This window comes from Citromicrobium bathyomarinum (assembly GCA_001306305.2).
Classification (GTDB): Bacteria; Pseudomonadota; Alphaproteobacteria; order Sphingomonadales; family Sphingomonadaceae; genus Alteriqipengyuania; species Alteriqipengyuania bathyomarina.
The window spans coordinates 1,071,567-1,095,592 of record CP155577.1 but is presented as its reverse complement, the minus strand read 5'-3'; the positions used below and the strand labels follow the sequence as shown (position 1 = coordinate 1,095,592).

The window sequence follows — 24,026 nt, the reverse complement described above, 5'->3', positions numbered from 1 at the left end:
TCTGGCTCATCCGCGGCGGACCAGTTCGATCGCGTGGCTGATGTAGAACCCGCTGGAAACCCGCTCGCTGCGAGCCACGCGCCAGTCGGGCAGGTGGCTTTCCAGCTGTGCGAGCAACCTGTCTTCCAGGATCGGGACCAGCCGGGGCGACCGGTCGCTGCGCGGGAACAGCTTGCCCGCCTGGTACATCGCGAACAGCAGCGGCGTCCGCGGCACGAAGGTGAACAGCATCGAGTGCGAGGTCCGCTCACCCAGCTCGGCCAGCGCCGCGACCAGATCCGCCTCGCGGTAGTGGATCAGCGAATCCATCGCCACGACATGCGCGAATTCGCCCAGTGCAGGGTCGAGCATGTCCCCCGCGCGCCAAGCGATCCTGCCATGGCCGAGGAACGAGGGCTCGCGCCGCCGTGCCACTTCGACCAGCCCCGCGGCAACGTCCACCGCGGTCATTTCCGCGCCGCGGAACGCCGCTTCGACACTCAAGGCACCGGTGCCGCACCCGGCATCGAGCACGCGGGTGCGCCGCAGGTCTTGCGGCAACCACGACAGCAGGGTTTGGCGCATCGCATCGCGCCCCGCCCGCACGGTCGCGCGAATCCCGCTGACTGGCGCGTCCGACGTCAGGTCGATCCACGCCTTCTGCGCGGTGCTGTCGAAGTAGGTCGCCAGCCGATCGCGGTTGAGATCGTAGGGGGTCGCCCCTCCCTGCTGAATTGCATGACTTGCCATTACTCGAACCCCAGAAAATCGAAGATATCGCGGTCCTTCATCGCGGTCGCTTCGGAAGGGTCGACCCCATCCCACAGCAGTTGCGCGAGACGGATATATTCGAGCTGCGCGGCGAGCACCTCGGGGCACTCCTCCATCTCGAACAAAGTGCACTTCTTCAGGCGGCTGCGGCGGATCGCGTCGAGATCCTGAAAATGCGCCAGCCGCTGCATCCCGATCTCGTCGCAGAAGCGGTCGATCTCGTCGGTCTCGCGGCTACGATTGGCGACCACCCCGGCGAGGCGAACATCGTAGTTCTTGGCCTTCGCGCCGATCGCGGCGACGATCCGGTTCATCGCGAAGATGCTGTCGAAATCGTTGGCGGCTACCACCAGCGCACGCTCGGCATGTTGCAGCGGCGCGGCGAACCCGCCGCACACCACGTCGCCCAGCACGTCGAAGATGACGACGTCGGTGTCTTCGAGCAGGTGGTGCTGTTTCAGCAGCTTCACCGTCTGCCCGACCACATAGCCGCCGCAGCCCGTGCCCGCAGGCGGCCCGCCCGCCTCGACGCACATCACGCCGTTGTATCCTTCGAACATGAAGTCCTCGGTCCGCAGTTCCTCGCTGTGGAACTCGACCTGCTCCAGCGCATCGATCACCGTCGGCATCAGCTTCTTGGTTAGCGTGAAGGTGCTGTCGTGCTTGGGATCGCAGCCGATCTGCAGCACCCGGTGGCCGAGCTTGGAAAACGCGGCGGAGAGGTTGGACGAGGTCGTCGACTTGCCGATCCCACCCTTGCCGTAGACCGCGAAGACCTTCGCGCCCTTGATCTTGTCGCTCGGGTCGAGCTGGACCTGGACTGAACCGTCGCCATCCGGCGGTGCCTGTGTCGCGGCGTCTAGCATCACGTTCTCCTCATTCGGCCGCGACCACGCCTTCGAGCCGATCTTCCAGATCGTCGCTCGCCGCGCGCAGGGCTGCCAGTGTGTTGTCGTCGGGTTCCCAGAGCTTGCGCTCGCAGGCTTCGAGCAGGCGGTTCGCCACCCGCGCCGATGATTTCGGATTGAGCGCGGAAAGCCGCGCGCGCATCGCTTCGTCGAGCACGAAGGTCTCGCTGATCTGCTGGTAGACCCACGGCTTCACATCGCCGGTCGTCGCCGACCAGCCGAGCGTGTTGGTCACGTGCATTTCAACATGACGCACGCCTTCGAAGCCGTGCTTGAGCATGCCTTCGTACCATTTGGGGTTGAGCGTACGGGTGCGCGTTTCGAGGTCGATCTGTTCGCCCAGAGTGCGCACCTTCGCCGCCCCGTGCGTTGCGTCGAGGATATAGACCGGCGCTTCCTCGCCGCCCTTCGCGCGTGCGATGGCGCGGTTCATGCCGCCCAGCCCATCGACATACTGGTCGAGATCGGTGATCCCGACCTCCACGCTCTCTAGGTTCTGGTAGGTGAAGTCGACAGAGGCGAGTGCGGAGGCGAACAGCTCGCGGCGCTGCACCGGGGCACCCTTGGGACCGTAGGCATAGCCCTTGTGCGTCTCGAACGCGTTGGCGAGTTCGTCCGGATCGGTCCACACCCCGCCGTCGATCAGCTGGTTGACGTTCGCGCCATACGCGCCCTCGGCGTTGGAGAAGACCCGCAGGCTCGCGGTTTCGAGGTCGCAACCATGCGCCTCGGCAAAGGCGAGGCTGTGCTTGCGCACCAAGTTCTGCTCGACCGGCTCATCTGCGATGGTCGCGAGCCACGCGGCTTCGGCGAGCATGCGGGTCTGCAGCGGCAGCAGGTCGCGGAAGATGCCCGAGAGCGTTGCGACCACGTCGATCCGCGCGCGGCCCAGCTCGTCCAGCGGGATCAGTTCGGCCCCGCTGAGGCGACCATAGGAATCGAGCCGGGGACGCGCGCCGATCAGCGCCATCGCCTGCGCCAGCTGCGTGCCCTCGCTCTTGAGGTTGTCGGTGCCCCACAGCACCATCGCGATACTCTCGGGCGCTTTGTCTTTCGTAGCGCGGTGACGGGCGAGCAGCTGCTCGGCCTGCCGCGCGCCCTCGGCGACCGCAAAGCTGCTGGGGATGCGGAAGGGATCGAACCCGTGAATGTTACGGCCGGTCGGAAGAATGTCCGGATTGCGCAGCACATCGCCGCCCGGCGCTGGCAAGACGTAGCCGCCGTCGAGCGCGTGGATCAGCGCGGACATCTCGTCATTGGCATCGAGCTTGTCTTCGAAAGCTTCGCGATCGGCGTCGGCGTCTGCGCACTCGATGGCGTCGAGCAGGGTTTCGCGCTCCTCCCCTTCGGGGTTGGTGCCAAACACGTGGAGCCCGTGCGGGATCAGTGTGCGCTCCAGCTCGTACAGGCGGCCCGAGAGGTCCTCGATATCGCCCATGAAAATCTCGAGCGTGTCGCAGGCATCGGCGATCATCGCCTCGACCGATGTGCGTTCCTCCGCGTCGGTCGACCCGCGCCAGCGCTCGGTCAGCGCCTTGAGGTCGGCAAAGCCCTTGTACAGGCCCGCCTCGGCCAGCGGCGGGGTGAGGTAGCTGACCAGCGTGGCCGAAGCGCGCCGCTTGGCGAGGATTCCTTCGGACGGGTTGTTGGCGGCGTAGAGATTGAAATTGGGCAGGTCGCCCAGCAGTCGCTCGGGCCAGCAATCCCCGCTCAGCCCCGACTGCTTGCCGGGCATGAATTCGAGCGCGCCGTGGGTGCCGAAATGCAGCACGGCATCCGCACCGAAATCGCGGCGAATCCAGCGGTAGAAAGCGGAGAACGCATGCGTCGGGGCGAAGCCGCCCTCGAACAGCAGCCGCATCGGATCGCCCTCGTACCCGAAGGCGGGCTGCACGCCGACGAAGACGTTGCCCAGCTCAATGCCGTAGATGTGAATCGCCGAGCCATCGGCCTGCTGCTTGCCCGGCGCGGGGCCCCACTGCGCTTCGATCTCTTTCAGGTACGGCTCGGCGCGGACATGCTCGTCCGCCGGAATGCGCGCGGCGACATTGGCGTCGGCGCAGAACATATCCGCATTGCCGTGCAACACCGCATCGCGCAGCGCGTCGATGCTCTCGGGCACATCGACCGCGTAGCCTTCGGCGTCGAGCCGGACGAGCGTGGCGTGGAGCGACTCGAACACCGCGAGATGCGCGGCCGTGCCGGTCGCGCCCGAATTGGGCGGGAAGTTGAAGATGACGATCGCGAGCTTGCGGCTTGCCCGCGCGGACTTGCGCAGCGTGACCAGCTTTGCGGTCTTCGCCGCAAGCGCGGCGGCGCGCTCCGGATGACCGCGCATCGCACGCACCGGGCCTTCGGCATCGTCGCTGCGCCCACCGAACAGGCTGGGCGCGATCGCTCCGTCGAGTTCGGGGATTGCGACCATCATCGTGGTTTCGAGCGGCAGGAGTCCGAGCCGCCCCTCGGCCCAGGATTCGAGCGACTGGAACTCGATCGGGTGCGCGGCAATATAGGGCAGGTCGAGCCCGGACAGCGTTTCCACCGCCGCCTCCGTGTCATTGTAGGCAGGCCCGCCGACCAGCGAGAAGCCGGTCAGGTTGACGATTGCATCGACTGTCGGTTTGCCATCCTTGACGAAGAATTTTTCGATCGCAGGACGTGCGTCGAGCCCGGAAGCGAAGGCCGGAACGACCTCCAGCCCGGCAGCCTCCATCGCAGCGATCACGCCATCGTAGTGCGCGGTGTCGCGACCCAGCAGGTAGGAGCGCAGCATCAGCAGGCCGACCCGTCCATGCGCGCCCTTCAGACGCGGCAGCAGGCGCGCGCTTTCCGAAATCAGCTGGTCGGTGCGCGGGTGGTAGACGCCGACCTCGGGATAATCCTGCGGCGCGTCGGCATGGGTCGCCCCGCGCCGTGCCTCGCGCTCGCCGGCGGCGTACCGGTCAATCAGCGCCCGCACCATCGCGACCACGTTGTCGTCCGACCCGGCGAGCCAGTATTGCAGCGTCAGGAAATAGGCGCGCACATCCTGCGCGGTGCCCGGAATGAACTTGAGGATCTTGGGCAGGCGGCGCAGCATCTTCATCTGTCCCGCGCCCGAGCTGGCCCCCGGCTTGCCCGAGCCGCGCAGCTTCTTGAGCAGCGCGAGCGGGCCCTTGGCGGGGGCGTCCATCCGATAGCCGCCCATCCGGGTCAGCCTGACCACCTCGCCCGCCGACATCAGACCGAGCATCGCGTCGCAGTCTTCGCGGCGAGCCTCGAGCGCGGGCATGATCGCGCGCACGTGATCGTCGAGGAACAGCATCGTCGCGATGACGATGTCGGCCTGTGCGACGTCTTGCTCGGTCTGTTCGAGCGAGCCTGGCACGCGGTCCCAGTCGGACGCGGCGTGGAGCACGATCGCGATATTCTCGTCCGCCAGCCGCGCGCTTGCCCGCTCGACCGCACCCTTGAGGTGGTTGTCGAGCGTCACGATCACGACGCGCGTGGCGGGGAGCGCACTAGCGGGCATAATGCGCCTTCGCGTCGTACAGCGTTTCGAGGTCGATTGCGGCGCGGCCCTGTTCGGACGCGTAGGTTTCCGTGTTCCGCTTTGCCTTGCCGCGTACGAAGAAGGGGATCTTCTTCAGCTCCGCCTCGGCCTCGGCGGTCCAGAGCGTATCTTCATCGTCACCCCGAACTTGTCCCGGGGTCCAGTCCTCCTCCTGGAAGGTCGGAGCCGTTGGCGCACTGGATGCTGAAACAGGTTCAGCATGACGAGATGGCGAATGGGCGGCCAGATGCGAGGCCCCAGCATCGTCGGAGAATTCGAAATCCTCGCGGAACATGGTCAGCAGGTGCTCTTCCAGCCCCATGACCAGCGGGTGCGCCCAAGTGTCGAACAGCACGTTCGCGCCCTCGAAACCCATCTGCGGGCTGTGGCGCGCGGGGAAGTCCTGCACGTGCACCGGGGCCGAGATCACCGCGCAGGGCACGCCTTGCCGCTTGGCAATGTGACGTTCCATCTGCGTGCCCAGCACCAGCTCGGGCGCGGCGGCGGCGATCGCGTCCTCGACCTCGAGATGGTCGTCGGTGATCAAAGGTTCGACGCCATAAGCTCGCGCCGCATCGCGTACCTCGCGGGCGAATTCGCGGTTGTAGCAGCCGAGCCCGACCACCTTGAAACCCAGCTCTTCGTGCGCGACCCGCGCAGCAGCAACCGCGTGGGTGGCATCGCCGAACACGAACACGCGCTTGCCCGTCAGGTAGGTCGAATCGACCGAGCGGCTCCACCACGGCATGCGCGACTCGCCGTCGGCCCGTGCGGGTTCGGGATCGACGCCCGCCAGCGCGGCGACCTCGGCAATGAACTCGCGGGTTGCGCCAACGCCTAGGGGTACGGTCTTGGTGCGTGGCTGCTTGAACTCGCGTTCCAGCCAGCGGGCGGCGCTGTCGCCGATTTCGGGATAGAGCACGATGTTGAAGTCCGCCGCACCGATCCGGGCGATGTCGGCGGGCGAAGCGCCCAGCGGTGCGACACAGTTCACGTCGATACCGAGCCGGTTGAGGATACCGCGCACTTCGCGCACATCGTCGCGGTGGCGAAAGCCCAGTGCTGCTGGGCCGAGAATGTTGACCAGCGGCTTACGGCCATCACGCGCCGTCGGACGCACATCTCGGTCCGCCAGATGGCGCACGATCTGGTAGAAGGTCTCACCCGCGCCCCAGTTTTCCTTGCGTGAATAGCTCGGCAGTTCGAGCGGGACGACCGGGCACGGCAGGCGCATCGCCTCGGCCATTCCCGCCGGATCGTCCTGAATCAGCTCGGCGGTGCATGACGATCCGACCAGCATCACCTGCGGGTCGAACCGCGCATAGGCATCGCGCGCCGCGCGCTGGAACAGGTCGGCGGTATCCTTGCCCAGATCGCGCGCCTGGAAGGTGGTGTAGGTGACCGGCGGGCGGGCATTGCGCCGCTCGATCATCGTGAATAGCAGATCCGCATAAGTATCGCCCTGCGGTGCGTGGAGCAGGTAGTGGACTCCGCGCATCGCTGTCGCGACCCGCATCGCGCCGACATGAGGAGGTCCCTCGTAGGTCCAGACAGACAGCTGCACCGCTACACCTGCAACACATCGCGGCGGCGCAGCGGGCGCGCAAAGAGTTCGGCGAGGTCGCCCGCCTGTTCGAACCCGTGGATGGGCGAGAAGACCAGTTCGATCGCCCACTTGGTAGAGAGCCCTTCGGCCTCCAGTGGGTTGGCGAGGCCGAGGCCGCACACGGTCAGGTCCGGCCGGTCGGCGCGCACCCGGTCGAGCTGGCGGTCGACATCCTGCCCTTCGCTGATCCGGGTCGTCTCGGGCAGCTGATCGAGATCGCGCGCGACGAGCTTGCGGTTGAGATAGGGCGTGCCGACCTCGACCGGCTCCATGCCCAGCTCGGTGGCGAGAAAGCGCGCGAGCGGCACTTCAAGCTGCGAGTCGGGAAGGAAGCTGATCCGCTTGCCCGCCAGCTTTTCTCGATGGTGTTCGAGCGCGCGCTTGGCCCGTTCGCGGCCCGGCGCGATCACGGCGCTGGCGTGCATCTCGTCGATCCCGAAAGCCTGCACCGCGGCCTTGAGCCAGGCGGTGGTGCCCTCGGCACCGAACGGGAACGGCGCGTCGATCCGCTGTCCCCCACGCCCTTCCAGCGCCTGCGCGGTTTCGCCGAGGAAGGGCTGTGCGAGCAGTATCCGGGTGTTCGGACCAATGGCGGGGAGCCCGTCTGCGGTGCGCGCGGGCAGCACGCCGACATTCTCGATCCCCAGCTGAGCGAACAGCCGCAGGAACTGGTCCTCGACGATGTCCGGCAGCGATCCGACCAGCAGCAGCTGCGGTGCGGCATCGGGCGCACTCGCAGGCATGACCGGCACCAGCGAGGCGAGGCAGGCATCCTCGCCTTCGGTAAAAGTCGTCTCGATCCCACTACCCGAATAGTTGAGGATGCGGACCTGGCCTGCGTGCTTTGCGCCGAGTCGCTCGGCCGCCTTGCCAAGGTCCAGCTTGATCACTTCGGACGGGCACGAGCCGACCAGGAATAGCTGCCTTATCTCGGGCCGCCGTGCCAGCAGCCGGTCGACCACGCGATCCAGCTCTTCATGGCAATCGGCCATGCCTGCCAGATCGCGTTCCTCGATGATCGCGGTGGCAAAGCGCGGTTCGGCGAAGATCATTACGCCTGCGGCAGATTGCAGCAGATGTGCGCAGGTACGCGAGCCGACCACCAGGAAGAACGCGTCCTGCATCTTGCGGTGAAGCCAGACGATCCCCGTTAGCCCGCAGAAAACCTCGCGCTGGCCGCGCTCGCGGAGCACCTCGCGTTCGGGAGGTGCGCCGCAGCCGCTATCTGCGGGCAGCGAGAATGCGTCGGCCTTCATGCCGGCACCGCCATTGGCTGCGCGGCAGGCTGACCCGCGAGTCGCGCGGCGCGCAGCTTGAGGAGGAACTGCCCGGCATTGATGACGTAGGCGGCGTACCCGGCAAGCGCGACCAGCAGCCGCGTCTCGACACTACCGATCCCGCCGAAAAGCATCACCAGATAGCCCGTGTGCAGGCCGATCACGACCATGCTGAACACGTCTTCCCAGAAGAAGGGCCGCGCGAACAGCCATTTGCCGAATACGACCTTCTCCCAGATCGAGCCGGTGATCATGATCGCGTAGAGCGCGAAAGTCTTGGCGAGGATGGAAAGGTCGGCGGCGAACGCGCCCTCCCCCGTCACCAGCGTGCGCAGCACCAGCGCAAGACTGATGAGAAAGATCGCGAACTGCACCGGGGCGAGGACGCCCTGAACGATCGTCCACACACTCGAGTCGCGGCGCGCGCGCTCTTCCGGAGTGTAGAGCGCAGCGGCCTGCGGGCGTGTGATCACGCCGGTCTTCAGGGCTGCTTCTGGCGATCCGTCGTGCGTCATACTGGCTTCGACGACCTCCTCTCTCGCGATGAAGACTAGGCCTCATTGCGCGAGAGTGTCAATCTCTCATGACGACAAGTAGATTGGACAGATGAGAATTTGCGCTTCTTCAACTTAAGGCGTACGCTTCTCTCAGCCCGGGCCGAGTGGCACTCGCAAATGTATGCCCGAGTCGACGCACTCCGCGCCGCTAACAGACTGGGGAGAGTCTGAAATGGCATCGGTATTTGGCAAGGGTTCCACCGCCTTCCGCAGCATGATCCCGAGCCCCCGGGGCTCGAGACGACGAGCGGAACAGGCCCACACCAGAGATCTGGTCGACATTGTCGAGCATCAGATGATTCCGCGCCTGATGCTCGCGCATTCGCGCGAACGCCCGGCAACGATCGTCGAGGAGCGCGCTCCGATCACGCCCGACGATGCGGAAAGCTTCGCGGTCAATCTGCTCGAATGGGAGGCCGACCGCGCTCTGCTCGAAGTGGAAGCGCTGATGAGCGCCGGGCAGGATATCCGTTCCATCTTCCTCGACCTTCTCGCCCCTGCCGCCCGCAAGCTGGGAGTGTTGTGGGAAGAGGACGAATGCGATTTCGTCGAGGTCACCATGGGCCTGTGGCGCCTGCAGGAAGTGATGCGCGAGATCGCCTCGCGCACCCCGCCGGTCGAGCGCGCCATGCAAGCCCCTGCACGGGCACTGTTTTCCGCCATCCCTGGAGATCAGCACGGATTCGGCGCACTGATGATCGATGAAGTCTTCGCTCGCGCAGGGTGGGAAAGCGAAGCTCTGATCGATCCGCAGCGGCGCGAGCTGCTCTCCGTGATTTCCCGGAAACCCTTCGATCTGGTGGGATTGACCGTGACAAACGATTGCCCTAGCTCCGCGCTCCAATCCCTGATCCGGGCGATCCGCACGGTTTCGTCCAATCCACAGACCTGCATCATGATCGGTGGGCGGATGGTCAACGCCAATCCGAACATTGCAGACGAGGTTGGTGCAGATGGTACGGCGAACGATGCCTTTGCGGCACTCGAGCTCGCCGAACAGATGGTCGCGAAGACAGGACTAGTCCTTAACCCCACTTGATGAGGGGGCGAGTACCAGATGCTGACCAAGAAGCACCGCTCCGACGCGGATCGCAAATTCGGCAATCCCGCCGAGCATTTCGGCGCGCTCGACGCAGATTCCGCTCAACGCCTGGCCCTTGCGGCGGGTGACATCGCGCTCGTGCTCGACGATACCGGTCATATCCTCGACGTGTCGGTAGACGAGCGGGAGTTTCCCGATCTGGTCGAGTGGGCCGGGGCGAACTGGCTCGAAACGGTAACCATCGAAAGCCGTCCCAAGGTGATGGAAATGCTCGCCGCCGCGCGCAAGGGCGAGGCTGGCCGCTGGCGGCAGGTCAACCACCCGACCAGCCAGGGCGATGTGCCGGTACGCTACGCGCTCGTCAGCCTCAGCGAAGGGCGGCACCTCGCGCTGGGCCGCGATCTGCGCGACGCAGCCCGCACCCAGCAACGCCTGTTGCAGGTGCAGCAGGCGCTGGAGCGCGACTATATGCGCATGCGCCAGCTCGAAGCGCGCTATCGCATGCTGTTCGACCGCTCGCGCGAGGCAGTGCTGATCGTCGAGGCGGACAGCCACCGCATCCGCGAGGCGAACCCGGCAGCCTACAAGCTCGCCGGAGTGCGCCCCGACAGCCTGCAGGGCAAGAAGCTCGAGGGGCTGTTTCACAGCGGCTCGCGCGATCGGCTGGCGAACCAGCTGGGCTCCGCCCTCGGCGCGGATGCCGCCGCGCCGATCCCTGTCAGACTCGCCAAGGGAAGCCGCGAAGCAGTGGTTACCGCGACCGGATTCAGCCAGAATCGCCGCCAATATCTGCTGCTGATCGTCAACCCGACGGACGAAAGTGCGCCTTCGGACGACCATGCCCTCGCGTCGGTGATCGAGGGAATGCCCGACGCCTTCGTCGTCGCCGACGAAGACATGCGGATCCTGCGCGCCAACGCGGCCTTCGTGGAGCTGGTTGACGCCGCGAGCGAGGAGCAGCTGCACGGCCGCTCGCTCTCGCGCCTCATCGGTCGGCCCGGGATCGATCTGGACCTGATCGCGGGGCAGATGGAGAAGGAAGGCGTCGCCCGCAACGTATCCAGCGTCGTGCGCACGCTGAGCGGAACGGCGGAAGAGCCGGTCGAAATTTCCTCCGTCGCGACCGGCACCGAAAAGGACGGCGAACCGCGCCATTTCGGTTTCGTGATCCGGCCCATCGGCCGCCGCCTGCGCGATGTCAGCGGAGCGGGCGAGGAACTGCCCCGCTCGGTCGAGGAACTGACCGATCTGGTCGGGCGCATGCCGCTGAAGGACATCGTGCGCGAAAGCACCGACCTGATCGAGCGTCTGTGTATCGAGGCGGCGCTGCTCTACACTTCGGACAACCGCGCCTCCGCCGCCGAAATTCTCGGCCTCAGCCGGCAGAGCCTCTATTCCAAGCTCAACCGCTATGGCCTCGGCAAGCAGGGCGAAGAAACCAGGTAATCTCTGACTGACAGATTGACTGTCAAAATGGTTTGACGGGCGCTGTGCCGAGGCATACGCTGCCCGGCATGGAACGTTCGGCGCTCCCTCTAAAGACGTCGCCGCCGCCTGCGGCTCGCGATGTCCTTGCGCTGCTCAAACCGATCACCTGGTTTCCTCCGATGTGGGCCTTCGCGGTCGGAGTCGTTTCCTCCGGCGCGGCCATCGACGGGCGCTGGCTGCTGGTCGCCGGTGGCGTGCTGCTGGCCGGGCCGATGGTGTGCGGCACCAGCCAGGCGGTGAACGACTGGTTCGACCGGCACGTGGACGCGATCAACGAACCCGACCGCCCAATTCCCTCGGGCCGGATCGCCGGGCGCTGGGGCCTGTACATCGCGATAATCGGCACGCTTCTCTCGCTCGCGCTCGCGGCGGCGCTGGGCCCGCTGGTGCTGGGTGCGGCGGTGATCGGACTGGCGCTGGCCTGGGCCTACAGCGCCCCGCCCTTCCGCCTGAAGTCGAGCGGATGGTGGGGTCCCGCCGTGGTTGGCCTGACCTATGAGGGGCTGAGCTGGTTTACCGGGGCGACGGTGATGCTGGGCGCAATGCCCTCTGCATCGGTCCTTACCGTGCTGCTGCTCTATTCGATCGGCGCGCACGGGATCATGACGCTCAACGATTTCAAGGCGGTCGAGGGTGACCGGGCGACCGGGCTGCGTTCGCTCCCGGTCGTGCTAGGGGTGCGCCGTGCGAGTCTTCTCGCTTGTGCGACGATGGCAGGCGCGCAGGCGATCGTGGTCGCGCTGCTGCTTGCCTGGGGATTGACCCTGTCGGCGGCAATCGTCGCCGCACTGCTGATCGGGCAGTTCGCTCTGATGCCCAAGCTGCTGCGCAATCCGGCCCGCAATGCCCCGTGGTACGGCGCGACCGGGGTGACGCTTTACGTCCTTGGAATGCTCGCCGCCGGGCTTGGCCTGGGGGGCTATATCTGATGGGTCGTGCCACGTCGCTCCCGTCCTCGACCGGCCTCGGCTGGATCGCGATCATCCGGCTGGGTCTGATCCAGGCGGCGATCGGCGCGATCGTGATGCTGGCGAGCTCGCTGCTCAACCGGGTGATGGTGGTGGAATACGCTCTCGTCGCGGCAGTCCCCGCCGGGCTGGTCGCGTGGCATTATGCGGTCCAGCTCACGCGCCCCTTGTGGGGCCATGGGTCGGACCGGGGCCGCAAGCGCACGCCGTGGATCGTCAGCGGTATGGCGATGCTGGCAGGCGGGGCACTTCTGGCGGTGCGCGCGACGGTGATGATGCCCGACTCGGCATTGCTGGGCGGCGCGCTGGCGATCTTCGCCTTCACCATGATCGGAGCAGGCGTTGGCGCGGCAGGCACCTCCATGCTCGCGCTGCTGGCCTCGGGGGTCGTGCCCGAACGGCGCGCGGCGGCGGCGGCGGTTACCTGGACGATGATGATCGCAGGGATCGTGGTTGCCGCTGGCGTCGCGGGCGCCCTGCTCGACCCCTTCAGCGAGGCGCGGTTGATCGGCGTTGCCAGCGGTGTCGCGCTCACCGCATTCGCCCTCGCCTGCGCGGCAATCTGGCGGCTCGAACCGCGCGCGATGCAGGATTTCTCCGACCGGCCCCGCGGCGAAGTTCCCGGCTTCGCCGAGGCGCTGCGCGAGATCATGCAGGAGGCCGCCGCGCGGCGCTTCACCGTGCTGATCTTCGTCTCGATGCTCGCCTATTCGATGCAGGACCTGATCCTTGAGCCCTTCGCGGGGCTGGTCTTCGGCATGTCGCCCGGAGAATCCACCAGCCTTTCGGGCACCCAGCATTCGGGCGTGCTGCTCGGAATGATTATCGCGGGCGTGGGCGGCAGCGCCTTTGCAGGACGGCTACCGGTGGACCTGCGCGTGTGGATCGTCGCCGGTTGCGCAGGCTCTGGCTGTGCGCTCGCAGGCCTCGCGATAGCGGCACTGGCCGGGCCGGGCTGGCCCTTGGCCGCCAATGTCTTCGTTCTCGGCCTGTGCAACGGCGTGTTCGCAGTCTCCGCGATCGGCGCGATGATGGGTCTCGCGGGTGCAGGTGAGAATACGCGCGAGGGCGTGCGCATGGGCGTGTGGGGCGCGGCGCAGGCGGTCGCCTTCGGGCTCGGCGGGCTGACCGGCGCGCTCGGCGTCGATGCGGCGCGCCATCTTATCGGCCGCGACGGCGCGGCCTTCCAGCTGGTCTTCGCGATCGAGGCATGCCTGTTCATCCTCGCCGCCGTGCTGGCGGTGCAGGCGACCCGCAGGGCACCAATGGCAGACAAGGGAGTGGCAGCGGCATGACGGAGACGGTTTACGACGCAGTAGTGGTCGGCGGCGGCCCCTCCGGAGCCACGATCGCAACCGAACTTGCGCGCGAGGGCCACCGGGTGCTGCTGCTCGACCGGGCGGGCCGGATCAAGCCGTGCGGTGGCGCGGTCCCCCCGCGGCTGCTCAAAGATTTCGAGATCCCCCACCACTTGCTGGTCGCCCGCGCCCGCTCGGCCCGGATGATCGCCCCGTCGAACCGCACGGTCGACATGCCGGTGGGCGAGATCGGCTATGTCGGGATGGTCGACCGCGACGTGTTCGACGAATGGCTGCGAGAGCGTGCGGCGGAAGTAGGCGCCGAGCGGCGCACCGGCACGTTCGAGACGATCGAGCGCGAAGAAGGCCAGCCGCCGACCGTCTGCTATCGCGAGCAGCGCGGCGGCGAGATCCGCAGGGTACGCACAAGGCTGGTGATCGGTGCGGACGGCGCACGCTCTGCGGTCGCCGCACAGAACATCGCGGGTGCCGAGCGGATGAAGTGCGTCTTCGCCTATCACGAAATCATCCAGTCGCCCGCGAACGACAGCGATCACTTCGACGCATCGCGCTGCGACGTGTTTTATCAGGGCCGCCTGTCGCCCGATTTCTACGCCTGGGTCTTCCCCCACGGCGAGACGGCAAGCGTGGGTGTGGGCAGCGCGAACAAGGGCTTCTCCCTGCGCGGCGCGGTTGCACGCATGCGCGGCGATCTGGAGCTCGATGGTTGCGAGACGATCCGCCGCGAAGGCGCGCCGATCCCGCTCAGGCCGCTCAAGCGGTGGGATAACGGCGCTGACGTGATCGTTGCGGGCGATGCCGCAGGCGTGGTCGCTCCGGCCAGTGGCGAGGGGATCTATTACGCGATGATGGGCGGGCGCTGCGTGGCGCAGGCCGCCGCGCAGTTCCTTGCAACCGGGCAGCCTGCTGCGCTGCGCGGTGCGCGCAAGGCCTTCATGCGCGAACACGGCAAGGTGTTCTGGGTGCTCGGGATGATGCAGCACTTCTGGTATTCGAGCGACAAGCGGCGCGAGCGGTTCGTGACCATGTGCGCCGACCGCGATGTGCAGCAGCTGACGTGGGAAGCCTATATGAACAAGCGGCTGGTGCGCGCAAAACCGGTTGCGCATGTCCGCATCTTCCTGAAGGATTGCGCCCATCTGCTGGGGTTGAAGGCACCCGCTTGAGGATACCGACGTAATGGGGCGCAGCTGGTTTTTGCCGATTCTGGTGGCGGGCATTGCCGCGCTTGGCGTGGCGATGCTGGGCGGCACGATCACCGATCTGGGCCCGTGGTATCAGTCGCTCGCCAAGCCGGACTGGACCCCGCCCGGCTACGTCTTCCCCATCGCATGGACCGCCATTTTCGCACTGGCCGCGCTTGCTGCGGTGAGTGCCTGGCTCTCTGCCCCCAATGCCAATGCGCGCACCACCACCATCGGCCTGTTCGCGCTTAACGGCTTCCTCAACATCATGTGGAGCCTGCTGTTCTTTCGCCTGCAGAGGCCCGACTGGGCCTTCGCCGAACTGGTTTTGTTGTGGCTTTCGGTGCTGGTGCTGATCCTCTATTGCGGGCGCTTCTCGCGCCTGTCCGCGCTCGCGCTGGTCCCCTACCTGATCTGGGTCAGCATCGCGGGCGCGCTCAACTGGAACATCGTCCAGCTCAACGGCCCGTTCTAGCATGGCGGCAGCCATGATGGAGGCGCTGTTCGCCAGCGGTCATGCGGCGGACATCGTGCTCGGCGTGCTGGCGATCGAAGCGCTAATCCTCGCCCAGCGCGGCTGGGCCTTCACCGCGATTATCGGCCTGATCGGACCTGCCGCGCTGATCGTGCTCGGCCTGCGCGCGGCCCTTGTAGGCGCGGAGTGGTACTGGGTCTCGCTGCCGGTCGCACTCGCCTTCCCGCTGCATCTGCTCGACCTGCGGCACAGGCTGCGCGCCACCCGCTGATCCCGAAATGACAAGAGCCCGGCCATCAGGGCCAGGCTCTCGCGTGTCGGGGTTTGAAACCACGCGTCAGCGCGGCGGCGGTGCGTAGTGGTGTTCCTGCGCCCATAGGTACCAGTTGTCGACCACGGTGCCGGTCAGCAGGATGCCGATCCCGCCGGTCAGCGTGGTCAGGATGGCGAACCACCATGCCCAGCGGTGGATCGATTCCATCGTCGCGTTGAAGCCCATGGTCCAGCGCCAGAACAGGCCGGCCCTTTCGGACGCGGTGCCGCGATCGGTAATCTGCTCGATCTCCCGCTCCCCGCCGTAGCGGCTGACCGCTAGGATTGTACCCCCATGCATCGCGAACAGCAGCGCGGATCCGTAGAGGAAAGCGATCGATAGCGCGTGGAACGGGTTGTAGAACAGGTTGCCGTAGATCAGCGAGAAATTGTTGGTCCAGTCGAGGTGCGGGAATATCCCGAAAGGCACCGCCTCCGACCAGCTGCCCATCAGCCCCGGGCGGATGAAGCCCAGCACCAGATACAGCCAGATGGCGCTGGCGAAGGCCCAGCAGACGTGCAGGCCCATCCCCAGCGCTTTCGCGCGGCGGTAGGTCCGGGCCCACCACAGCAGGATCGACGTGGTCAGGAAGAACCCGGCCATGATCCACCAGCCACCTTCGGCCAGCGGGACGAAGGGCGAGAAGCCCCATTCAGGCCCCGGGGGGTCGAGCGAGAGCCAGAAGAACTCGCGCACGAAGGCCACCGGACTCCAGTTGACCGAGGCGAGCATGTTGAGCCCGATGATCTCGATCGCGATGAAGCCGAACAGCAGCGAGGCGACGCCCAGCCAGCCGAGATAGATCGGCCCCAGCTGCGCCTGGCCAAGCTTGCCGAACCAGTAGGCGTTGGAGTGAATCGGGAGGCGCGGCTCATCGGTGAAGGGAAGGTCTATGCCCATCTCGGCGGGCCCTTCAAGCTGCACCTGCGTGAAGATATTCTGGTAGCGTGCCATGACGTACTCCCTTCCTCAGGACCAGATCGGGATGCTGCGCCACCAGCTCCACCATTCGGGAAAGCTGCCTTGGTACAGCGGCCCGGCGAGGATCATGCAGGCCGCACTCCAGAACCCGGCGTTGAGCGCCAGCAGCAGGCCCAGCCGGTGGATGCCGATCGTGCCGATCGAATAGCCGACGAAATCGCGGAAATAGGTATCTTCGTACTCGGGCGACTTCACCTCCGTACCGCGCGGCACGTTGACTGCAGACAGGACCAGCGCACCGTGCAGCGCCAGCGCGAGGCAGGTCGTGAAGAAGAACGTGATCGCGACCATGTGCAGCGGATTATAGTGGAAGTTGACGTAGGAATATCCGGTGTTGGATACCCAATCGAGGTGGGTGAATATGCCGTAAGGAAAGCCATGGCCCCACGCCCCCAGCCATAGCGGTCGGATTACAACCAGTGTGGCATAAGCCAGAATGGCGAAGCTGAAGGCGACCGGCACGTGATAGCCCATCCCCAGCTTGCGGGAGATTTCCACCTGCCGCAGCGCCCATGAAACAAACGCGATCAGCGCGCACACGGTGATGATCTGCCAGTAGCCGCCAGCGTTGAGCGGCGCGGCGGCAAGCCCCGCATCGATGGGGGGCGGTTCGATGGAGATCAGCCACGGATTCCACGTTGGCCCCTGTGAGGCCGAAGCGAAGATCAGCAACGTGCCCAGCAACGCCGCGATCGCCGCGGTCACACCGAAGAACCCGACGTAAAATGGACCGACCCAGAAATCGAACAGGTCGCCACCGATCAGCGTGCCGCCACGCACACGGTATTTCCGCTCAAAACTCAGCAGGGCCATAGGTCCATCCTTCCCGCCCCGTCAGGCGGGGCTCGCAGGGTTCATCCCACATATTTGTGCCGTGCCGCCTCCGCGGCGCCGGCTGCGGGGACGGAAGTTCAGGCCCGCCCCCGTCACGTCCGGCGGGTTGCTATCCCGTCGTCGCCGGGCCTTCGACCGCCGCAGTGGTCGTCGCCGGGGCGGCACTTGCGCCATCCAGCCAGTTGTACCGGTTGGTGCTGAGCAGGATGAAGTGGATCAGCAGCGCGAGAACGAAGAGAAACACGAACAGGCCGGTAAGCGCCCTGCGCGGATCGAAAATGAGCCAGATTCTCCACATTTCATAATTCCTTTCATGTGGTTACGGCAGTTGTGGCTCGCTGACGCCAACGCGCGTCGAACGAGCGAGGCGGATCGGTCAGAGCCAGGGCTTGTAGATCCACAGCGCGATGTGGGCGAGGACGGCGATCCCGGTGAAGCCCATGAAGGAACCCAGGAAAATCTTGTGAAATTCCTTGGCTTCTTCCGGCGTCAGGTAGGTCCGCAGACCGAAGCGATCATCGCCAGGTGTCGGATCGTTCATTGGTCAATCTCCAAACTTGCTGGACAAGGTGGGGCGTCGCCGCCCCGGCGGTATCCGCGTGAGAAACTGCTCTCCCCCACGAATTTCTGGGCCCGTGACCGGGTGGATTGGATGGCCGCGGCTCACCGGCCCGCCCCTTCGAGCGGGGCGTCGGCAAGCCGGTCGGCGGTGACAGTGGTTTCGCCCGCACGGCGGGCGGCGGCTTCGGCGGCATCGCGCCAGCGCTTGGCGGCGGAGATCCGCACCAGCACGGGCTGTGCCTCCACGATCTGGTCGAGCCGGGCCTTGGCCGCAGGCTCCCAGCCCAGCGCGGCCTGCTTGCGCGCGGGCGTCGCATCGGCCTTGTCCATGTCGGTGCCGAGCGGGAGGATGTGGAACAGCGCATCGAACAGCGCATTGCACACCTCCTGCACGAGGTAGGTTGCGCCCGAATAGCCCATGAAGGGCGTTCCGGTGTGCCGCCGGATCGCCGCGCCGGGGAAGCTCGCCGGGATGAACTGGCCTTGCGGTCCGTGGCCGCGCCCTGCGACCTCGGCCATGTACATCCGCTCGTTATAGCTGCCGAAAACCACCAGCGGCGGATTGGCGTGGATGGCGGCGCGCACGTCCTCGTTCTTCGGCTTCACTCCCGCGCAGCGTCCAAAAGCGAAGCTGCACGGCAGTCCCATGTCGTCTTCGAGGAAGTGCCGGATGCCGCGCGCGTAGGTCTCGTTTGCGCAGATCCCGAAATTGGCGGTGCCGAAGAAATCCTGGGTGACCGAGCGCCACAGGTCCCACAGCGGCTTGATCGTGGTGTGCTTTTCCTTCTCGATGAAGGGTTCGGGGTCGAGCCCAAGCTCCTCGCCCAGCGCGCGCAGGAATTTGGTCGTCGAGGTCAGCCCGATGGGCGCCTGGAAGAACGGCCGCTCAAGCAGTTCGCACAGGTTGCGGCCATATTCGCGATACATGCAGATATTGGCGTGGGCGTTCGCCAGCTTGCGCATGTCGGCCAGGTGACTGCCGAGCGGGAAGACACAGTTCACCTCCGCCCCGATCCCTTCGACCAGGCGGCGGATTTCGGCCATGTCGCTGGCCATGTTGAACATGCCGTAGGCAGGGCCGATGATGTTGACGAGCGGCTTCTCGCCATCCTTCAACGCCTTGGCCTTGGGCATCTTCTTCGGCCCGAACTCGGTCCACAGCCAGCTCAATGCACGGTCGGCGCTTTCCCACTGATCCTCGTCGATCGTACGCGGCAGGAAGCGGCGGATCGTGGTGCCTTCGGGCGTGACACCGCCACCGATCATCTCGGCGATCGAACCGGTGACGACGACCGAGGGCAGTTCGGGGTCGAGCGTTTTCCACGCGCGCTTCATCGCGGCTTCGGTGCCGGTCTTGCCCAGCTCTTCCTCGCCCAGCCCGGTGACGACGATCGGCAGTTCGTGCGGTGGCAGGCCATCGGTATAGTGAAGCACGCTGGTTACGGGCAGGTTCTCGCACCCGACCGGCCCGTCGATGACGACCTGCAGGCCCTTGATCGCGGTAAAGACATAAACCGCGCCCCAGTAGCCCCCGGCGCGATCGTGATCGAGGACGAGGGTCATGATCCCACCGCCTCTGCCGCCTTGAGCGCGGCTGCGGTTTGCGCTGCGAACTTCTTCTTGAACTGCGGGCGGTCGACGGGGGTATCTTCCCAGATACCCGCATTGTCGTCCGCGCCGACGCCTTCGAAGAAGTCGCGCATCCGGTCGAACCGCGCCTTGTTGCCCAGCGCGGCGTTGACCACCTGCGCGAGGCTGCCCGCACCCGCCGGCCCCATCAGCGGGCGGGCCGAGATGAGATTGGTGGAGTAGAGCGCCGGGGTGGCGCGCTGCTTGGCGTGCTGGACCACGGGGGTCGTGCCGATGGCCAGATCGGGGCCGAATTCCTCGACCGCCGCGATGTCCTCTTCCAGCGTGGCGCGGTAATTGACGCGCACGCCCTTTGCCTCCAGCCATTCGCGGTCGGGATCGGACCAGCGCGTCTTCGGGCAGGCGGTGCCTACATAGGGCACATCCGCGCCGCTCTCGATCAGCAGCCGCGCGACCAGTAGTTCGGAGCCTTCATAGCCCGAAACCGTGATCCGGCCTTTCACCGGCATCGCGGCGAGCGCACCCTCGATAGCAGGCATAAACGCACTCTTGGCCGCGTCCACCTTGCCCTGCGCAACACCGCAGGCCGCGCCGATGGCATCGAGCCAGGCCGCCGTGCCGTCGCGCCCGACCGGAGCCGAGCCGACCACCGAGCGCCCCGCCGCCTCGAACTCGCGCACGCTGGCGGTGTAGAAGGGGTGGATCGCGGCGACGACCGAACAATCGAGCGCGCTGTACAACTCGCGCCATTCGCGTGTCGGGACGACCGGCCCTGCGGCGAGCCCCAGCGGCTCCAGCATCATGCCGATGCCCACCGGATCGGCGGGAAACATTTCGCCCAGCAGCGCCACGCTCGGGCGATCCGCCCTTGGGCCTTCGGGGCGCGCAACGGGGCCTTCTTCGGCCTCCTCGCGCGCATATTTGAGCATCGCCCCGGCGAGGACGTCCTTCGCCTCAGCATGGGTCGGGATGCCGAAGCCCGGTACGTCGATGCCGATCACGCGCACGCCGTTGATCTGGTCGGGCAGCAGCCGCAGCGGCACGCCGCTGGCGGTGGGCACGCACAGGTTGGTGACGATGATCGTGTCGTATTGCGCCGGGTCGGCCAGCTGCTCGACCGCTTCCTTGATATCCTCGAACAGCTTGCCGGTGACCAGCGTTTCGGAGCTGAAGGGCACGTAGCCGACCGTGCGTCGCGCGCCGTAGAAGTGTGAGGTGAAAGTCAGGCCATAGACGCAGCACGCACTGCCCGAGAGCACGGTTGCGGTGCGCTTCATCCGCAAGCCGACGCGCAGCGAGCCGAATGCGGGACACATGCTCTGCGGCTGGTCGTGCGGGCCCTGCTTGGCCTCGTCGAGGGGATAGTCGCGCGCATACTGGTCGAGGATGTCGCTCTTGCCGGCCTTGCGGGCAGCCTCGCGCATCGTGTCGCCACTGGCGCAGTCGCCCCCGTCGGGCTTGCCAAGATCGAGCCGGTCGGCGCTTCTCGTATCGGGGATGATGGCGTCGCTCATTCCATCAAACCTCGTCGTACACGACTTCGAGGCTCGGCTTGGGCTCGAACGAGCCGCCGCGCATATCGGCCTGGGTCGCCGGGATCAGCTGGACGTTGCCGCCGGTATCTTCAGGGCTGAACAGGTCGAGCAGGCCGTCCCCTTCAAGCGGCGTCGGCCGCTGCGGCGGGGCGCTGGCGACGTTCAACGCCAGCTCTTCGAACAGCGGGGCCCATTCGCCGCCGGGCTTGCCGATGATCTGATAGTTGGCCGATTTGCGACGGATTTCCTCGTTCGCGGGGATCGCGCACAGCACCGGGATGTCGACGGCTTTCGCAAAGGCCTGCGCCTCGCCCGTGCCGTCATCCTTGTTTACGATCATGCCCGCGACGCCGACATTGCCGCCCATCGAGCGGAAATATTCGACCGCCTTGCACACGTTGTTGGCGACGTAGAGTGATTGCAGGTCGTTCGAGCCGACCACGATCACCTTCTGGCACATGTCCCGCGCGATCGGCAGGCCGAAGCCGCCGCACACGACATCACCCAGGAAGTCGAGCAGCACGTAGTCGAAGCCCCATTCGTGGAAGCCCAGCTTCTCGAGCAGTTCGAACCCGTGGATGATCCCCCGGCCGCCGCAGCCGCGGCCGACCTCGGGCCCGCCCAGCTCCATCGCGAACACGCCGTCGCGCTGGAAGCAGACATCCTCGATGCTGACTTCCTCGCCTGCGAGCTTCTTCTTGGAGGAGGTTTCGATGATCGTCGGGCAGGCCTTGCCGCCGAACAGCAGGCTGGTGGTGTCGCTCTTGGGATCGCAGCCGATCAGCAGCACGCGCTTGCCCTGCTGCGCCATCATGTAGCTGAGGTTGGACAGCGCGAAGCTCTTGCCCGAGCCCCCCTTGCCATAGATCGCGATGACCTGCGTTTCCTTGGTCACCTCTCCATCGTGAACCGGATCAGGTTCGATCGCGGCCTCTTCGCGCAGGGCGTCGAGGGCAGAAGATTGGTCCAGATGGGTCATGCAAGTTCGCTCCAGTCCAGCACCAGCTTGAGGCATTCCTGATCCTCGAAAGCCGTGGGATATGCGGTCCGCGCATCGCTCGCCGGGGCCACGTCGGTGACGAGGCCAGCAAGGTCCAACGCACCGCTTTCGATGAGAGTGTGGGTCGCGGCGAGGTCTTCGGGCTGCCATTCGGCGGCAACGCGCAGGCGCGCCTCGCGCTGGAAGGCTGCAGGAAAGGCGAAGCTGATACGGTTGGCGTAGAAGCCGGCCAGCACGATCTCGCCTTGCCGCGCGAGACGCCCGATCAGGATATCGATCACGTCGCTGCTGCCGCTGGCATCGTAGATCGCGTGGTAATCGTGCCGGTCGTCGTCCTTGGGCGCGATCACGTCATAGCCGATCGCACCGGTGCGGCGGTGCGCCTTGTTGTCCCACACGGTGGGGGCAGGCGCGCCCGCGGCGATCGTCATGCGCGCCAGCAGGCGGCCGAGCACACCGTGCCCGACGATCAGATCAGGCGGCTCGCCGCCAGCCAGTGCGTGCTGCGCGGTCGCGGCGAGCGCGAACAGCACGCCCTGCTCGGCGAGCAACTCGGGGATCGGAAGCGCGCGGGCGGATGGGACGATCAGCGTTTTCGCGGCGCCGCCGAACAGTCCGCGTGCATCGGCGTAGCAGCTGGCACCGGGGACGAAGACCCACTCGCCAATGCGACCCGTCGCGTCGGGCCCGGCATCGACGATCCGCCCGACCGATTCGTAGCCGGGCACCAGCGGATAACCCATGCCCGGAAAGGGCGGCATCTCGCCGGTCCACAGCAGCTTCTCGGTACCGGTGCTGACGCCGCTCCAGTGAATGGAGACGACCACGTCGGATGCCTCGACCGCGTGCAGCTCGAGACGCTTGAGCGCGAGGCGCCCCGGTCCTTCGAGTGTGACGGCCATTGCATGCATTGCGTCGGTCCCTCTCTTCACTTGGGTCCGTCGGCGCCCGGAAGGTGCGATGGCCCACCCTTTGGCTACGCGTGACAGCCAATACTGTCAATTCCAGATGACAGATTAGTTGTCAGGCTGTGGCGACGATCAGCGAGGTGATCAGCGGCTGGCGCGTGGCAATCCGCCGACTTCGCGCGAAACCAGCGTCGCGCAGCATCGAATGGATTTCCCTCGTGGTTCGGGGGCGGCCCTGACCCATGACCCAGAGATAGAAGCCGAAATAGGCACCTCCCATGGCTTCGGCGCCGGGCGTGCAGGCCATTGGTTCGGCGATCAGCAGTGCGCCGCCCGGCTCCAGCGCGGCACGGATGTTGCGCAGGATTTCCAGCGCCGGGCCGTCGTCGTGATCGTGGAGAATTCGGACCAGAGAGATGCAATCATAGCCGCGCGGCAGGGCATCCTCGAAGAAGCTGCCGGGGTGCACGGCGACTCGGCCCGCCTCGAGTCGCGCGGTCACTTCGGGCAGATCGAACAGGCCGAGTCGGAGCGCGGGATGCGCGGCACCGACAGCCTCCAGAAACGTGCCCTGCCCACCGCCGACATCGAGCAGGGAGGCATGGCGCGACAGGTCGTACGCCGCCAGAACCTCCTGCGCGACGGGCGCTTGCGAAGCGGACATCAGCTGCGAATAGGCGCCCGCACGCTGCGGATCGGCCTCGGCCGCCCTCCCTGCATAGGACCAGAAATGCGACAACGCGGTCGGTTGCGCGCGATCGGCACGCAGCAAGGCGAGCGGATCGGCAAGATCGGCGTAGAGCAGGGTATGATGGCGGATCATCGCCAGCGCGCCGGCATTGCCATGCAGCGCAGCCCCGTGACGGCCGAGCACCCACCAGTCGCCCCGGGCATTCTCAACGATCCCGATCGCCGCCGCCGCGCGCAGCAGCCTGAGCGTTGCATCGGGCGACAATCCTGCGAGTCGCGCCAGCTCGTCCGCGCTCGCAGGCCCTTCGCCGAGGCGCTGCACACAACCGCTCTCAACCGCGCACAACAGTACCTGAGAATAGGTGAAGCCCGCCACCAAGTCGAACAGCGCGCCTGCCCGCCGCCTCGCGATCGGACGTAGAAAAGGGTTCGCCGCCGCGTGGCGCTGGAACCGGGCGCTGCCCAGAATCCGGTTACGCCAGCCCAGCAGGCGCATTCTCCAACCACG

The 24,026-nt window shown here is 66.3% G+C and carries 22 protein-coding genes; 7 read left to right on the top strand and 15 right to left on the bottom strand.

What is annotated here, in order from left to right; all coding sequences use genetic code 11:
• Positions 1-6: 6 nt before the first annotated feature.
• The 6 genes from bchM to bchF are packed head-to-tail and all read right to left on the bottom strand — an operon-like array spanning position 7 to position 8,546.
• A complete protein-coding gene (gene bchM / locus VO57_005610; GenBank protein XBL70816.1) occupies positions 7-729 on the bottom strand; it encodes a magnesium protoporphyrin IX methyltransferase in 723 nt (240 codons plus the stop codon).
• Positions 729-1,616, bottom strand: a complete 888-nt coding sequence (gene bchL, locus VO57_005605) for a ferredoxin:protochlorophyllide reductase (ATP-dependent) iron-sulfur ATP-binding protein (protein ID XBL70815.1) — start codon at positions 1,614-1,616, stop codon at positions 729-731. Before bchL ends, bchM begins: the two co-directional genes overlap by 1 nt.
• 10 nt (positions 1,617-1,626) lie before the next feature.
• Complete coding sequence (gene bchH, locus VO57_005600; protein XBL70814.1) at positions 1,627-5,169, bottom strand: magnesium chelatase subunit H; 3,543 nt, start codon at positions 5,167-5,169, stop codon at positions 1,627-1,629.
• Positions 5,159-6,754, bottom strand: coding sequence for a ferredoxin:protochlorophyllide reductase (ATP-dependent) subunit B (bchB, locus tag VO57_005595; protein ID XBL70813.1), 1,596 nt, complete (start codon positions 6,752-6,754; stop codon positions 5,159-5,161). Before bchB ends, bchH begins: the two co-directional genes overlap by 11 nt.
• A 2-nt stretch (positions 6,755-6,756) precedes the next feature.
• Entirely contained in the window at positions 6,757-8,052 is a 1,296-nt protein-coding gene (locus VO57_005590; GenBank protein ID XBL70812.1) for a ferredoxin:protochlorophyllide reductase (ATP-dependent) subunit N, read from the bottom strand.
• Positions 8,049-8,546 (bottom strand): 2-vinyl bacteriochlorophyllide hydratase, encoded by a 498-nt coding sequence (gene bchF, locus VO57_005585; GenBank protein XBL70811.1) that lies wholly within the window; start codon positions 8,544-8,546, stop codon positions 8,049-8,051. The genes VO57_005590 and bchF overlap by 4 nt, the downstream gene beginning before the upstream one ends.
• A 205-nt stretch (positions 8,547-8,751) precedes the next feature.
• On the opposite strand from bchF, the gene VO57_005580 reads away from it, so the two are divergent.
• The 7 genes from VO57_005580 to VO57_005550 all read left to right on the top strand — a co-directional run bounded on the left by VO57_005580 (position 8,752) and on the right by VO57_005550 (position 15,377).
• The gene (locus VO57_005580) at positions 8,752-9,669 is read left to right on the top strand and encodes a cobalamin B12-binding domain-containing protein (protein XBL70810.1); all 918 of its coding nucleotides are present in this window, start codon (positions 8,752-8,754) and stop codon (positions 9,667-9,669) included.
• Between the two features lie 18 nt (positions 9,670-9,687).
• Complete coding sequence (gene ppsR / locus VO57_005575) at positions 9,688-11,118, top strand: transcriptional regulator PpsR (GenBank protein XBL70809.1); 1,431 nt, start codon at positions 9,688-9,690, stop codon at positions 11,116-11,118.
• 68 nt (positions 11,119-11,186) lie between these two features.
• Positions 11,187-12,089, top strand: coding sequence for a chlorophyll synthase ChlG (gene chlG, locus VO57_005570; GenBank protein XBL70808.1), 903 nt, complete (start codon positions 11,187-11,189; stop codon positions 12,087-12,089).
• Positions 12,089-13,423 carry a BCD family MFS transporter gene (locus tag VO57_005565; protein XBL70807.1) on the top strand — a complete coding sequence of 445 codons (1,335 nt, stop codon included), beginning with the start codon at positions 12,089-12,091 and terminating at the stop codon, positions 13,421-13,423. Before chlG ends, VO57_005565 begins: the two co-directional genes overlap by 1 nt.
• Positions 13,420-14,613: a geranylgeranyl diphosphate reductase gene (locus VO57_005560; protein ID XBL70806.1), complete on the top strand. Its 1,194-nt coding sequence runs from the start codon at positions 13,420-13,422 to the stop codon at positions 14,611-14,613. The genes VO57_005565 and VO57_005560 overlap by 4 nt, the downstream gene beginning before the upstream one ends.
• Positions 14,614-14,626: 13 nt before the next feature.
• Positions 14,627-15,106 carry a TspO/MBR family protein gene (locus tag VO57_005555; GenBank protein ID XBL70805.1) on the top strand — a complete coding sequence of 160 codons (480 nt, stop codon included), beginning with the start codon at positions 14,627-14,629 and terminating at the stop codon, positions 15,104-15,106.
• Position 15,107: 1 nt separating this feature from the next.
• The gene (locus VO57_005550; GenBank protein ID XBL70804.1) at positions 15,108-15,377 is read left to right on the top strand and encodes a hypothetical protein; all 270 of its coding nucleotides are present in this window, start codon (positions 15,108-15,110) and stop codon (positions 15,375-15,377) included.
• Positions 15,378-15,443: 66 nt separating this feature from the next.
• Here the strand turns inward: VO57_005550 and pufM are convergent, their stop codons facing one another.
• The 9 genes from pufM to VO57_005505 form a co-directional block, all read right to left on the bottom strand.
• On the bottom strand, positions 15,444-16,373 hold the full coding sequence (pufM, locus tag VO57_005545) for a photosynthetic reaction center subunit M (protein XBL70803.1): 930 nt from the start codon (positions 16,371-16,373) through the stop codon (positions 15,444-15,446).
• 15 nt (positions 16,374-16,388) lie between these two features.
• Positions 16,389-17,213 carry a photosynthetic reaction center subunit L gene (gene pufL, locus VO57_005540; GenBank protein XBL70802.1) on the bottom strand — a complete coding sequence of 275 codons (825 nt, stop codon included), beginning with the start codon at positions 17,211-17,213 and terminating at the stop codon, positions 16,389-16,391.
• A 130-nt stretch (positions 17,214-17,343) separates the two neighbouring features.
• Positions 17,344-17,532 carry a light-harvesting antenna LH1, alpha subunit gene (gene pufA, locus VO57_005535; GenBank protein XBL70801.1) on the bottom strand — a complete coding sequence of 63 codons (189 nt, stop codon included), beginning with the start codon at positions 17,530-17,532 and terminating at the stop codon, positions 17,344-17,346.
• Positions 17,533-17,610: 78 nt separating this feature from the next.
• Positions 17,611-17,775 (bottom strand): light-harvesting antenna LH1, beta subunit, encoded by a 165-nt coding sequence (gene pufB / locus VO57_005530; GenBank protein ID XBL70800.1) that lies wholly within the window; start codon positions 17,773-17,775, stop codon positions 17,611-17,613.
• A gap of 122 nt (positions 17,776-17,897) precedes the next feature.
• Positions 17,898-19,358: a chlorophyllide a reductase subunit Z gene (gene bchZ / locus VO57_005525; protein XBL70799.1), complete on the bottom strand. Its 1,461-nt coding sequence runs from the start codon at positions 19,356-19,358 to the stop codon at positions 17,898-17,900.
• Positions 19,355-20,899 carry a chlorophyllide a reductase subunit Y gene (gene bchY, locus VO57_005520; protein ID XBL70798.1) on the bottom strand — a complete coding sequence of 515 codons (1,545 nt, stop codon included), beginning with the start codon at positions 20,897-20,899 and terminating at the stop codon, positions 19,355-19,357. Before bchY ends, bchZ begins: the two co-directional genes overlap by 4 nt.
• A gap of 4 nt (positions 20,900-20,903) precedes the next feature.
• Positions 20,904-21,899, bottom strand: coding sequence for a chlorophyllide a reductase iron protein subunit X (locus tag VO57_005515; protein ID XBL70797.1), 996 nt, complete (start codon positions 21,897-21,899; stop codon positions 20,904-20,906).
• Positions 21,896-22,831, bottom strand: coding sequence for a chlorophyll synthesis pathway protein BchC (gene bchC, locus VO57_005510; protein ID XBL70796.1), 936 nt, complete (start codon positions 22,829-22,831; stop codon positions 21,896-21,898). The genes VO57_005515 and bchC overlap by 4 nt, the downstream gene beginning before the upstream one ends.
• A gap of 112 nt (positions 22,832-22,943) precedes the next feature.
• Positions 22,944-24,014, bottom strand: coding sequence for a methyltransferase (locus VO57_005505; protein XBL70795.1), 1,071 nt, complete (start codon positions 24,012-24,014; stop codon positions 22,944-22,946).
• Positions 24,015-24,026: the final 12 nt, after the last annotated feature.

Coding starts and splice junctions, on each gene's coding strand:
- bchM (XBL70816.1), bottom strand. CDS start 729: ATGGCAAGTCATGCAATTCAGCAGGGAGGGGCGACCCCCTACGATCTC.
- bchL (XBL70815.1), bottom strand. CDS start 1,616: ATGCTAGACGCCGCGACACAGGCACCGCCGGATGGCGACGGTTCAGTC.
- bchH (XBL70814.1), bottom strand. CDS start 5,169: ATGCCCGCTAGTGCGCTCCCCGCCACGCGCGTCGTGATCGTGACGCTC.
- VO57_005590 (XBL70812.1), bottom strand. CDS start 8,052: ATGAAGGCCGACGCATTCTCGCTGCCCGCAGATAGCGGCTGCGGCGCA.
- VO57_005580 (XBL70810.1), top strand. CDS start 8,752: ATGCCCGAGTCGACGCACTCCGCGCCGCTAACAGACTGGGGAGAGTCT.
- ppsR (XBL70809.1), top strand. CDS start 9,688: ATGCTGACCAAGAAGCACCGCTCCGACGCGGATCGCAAATTCGGCAAT.
- chlG (XBL70808.1), top strand. CDS start 11,187: ATGGAACGTTCGGCGCTCCCTCTAAAGACGTCGCCGCCGCCTGCGGCT.
- VO57_005565 (XBL70807.1), top strand. CDS start 12,089: ATGGGTCGTGCCACGTCGCTCCCGTCCTCGACCGGCCTCGGCTGGATC.
- VO57_005560 (XBL70806.1), top strand. CDS start 13,420: ATGACGGAGACGGTTTACGACGCAGTAGTGGTCGGCGGCGGCCCCTCC.
- VO57_005555 (XBL70805.1), top strand. CDS start 14,627: ATGGGGCGCAGCTGGTTTTTGCCGATTCTGGTGGCGGGCATTGCCGCG.
- VO57_005550 (XBL70804.1), top strand. CDS start 15,108: ATGGCGGCAGCCATGATGGAGGCGCTGTTCGCCAGCGGTCATGCGGCG.
- pufM (XBL70803.1), bottom strand. CDS start 16,373: ATGGCACGCTACCAGAATATCTTCACGCAGGTGCAGCTTGAAGGGCCC.
- pufL (XBL70802.1), bottom strand. CDS start 17,213: ATGGCCCTGCTGAGTTTTGAGCGGAAATACCGTGTGCGTGGCGGCACG.
- pufA (XBL70801.1), bottom strand. CDS start 17,532: ATGTGGAGAATCTGGCTCATTTTCGATCCGCGCAGGGCGCTTACCGGC.
- pufB (XBL70800.1), bottom strand. CDS start 17,775: ATGAACGATCCGACACCTGGCGATGATCGCTTCGGTCTGCGGACCTAC.
- bchZ (XBL70799.1), bottom strand. CDS start 19,358: ATGACCCTCGTCCTCGATCACGATCGCGCCGGGGGCTACTGGGGCGCG.
- bchY (XBL70798.1), bottom strand. CDS start 20,899: ATGAGCGACGCCATCATCCCCGATACGAGAAGCGCCGACCGGCTCGAT.
- VO57_005515 (XBL70797.1), bottom strand. CDS start 21,899: ATGACCCATCTGGACCAATCTTCTGCCCTCGACGCCCTGCGCGAAGAG.
- bchC (XBL70796.1), bottom strand. CDS start 22,831: ATGCATGCAATGGCCGTCACACTCGAAGGACCGGGGCGCCTCGCGCTC.
- VO57_005505 (XBL70795.1), bottom strand. CDS start 24,014: ATGCGCCTGCTGGGCTGGCGTAACCGGATTCTGGGCAGCGCCCGGTTC.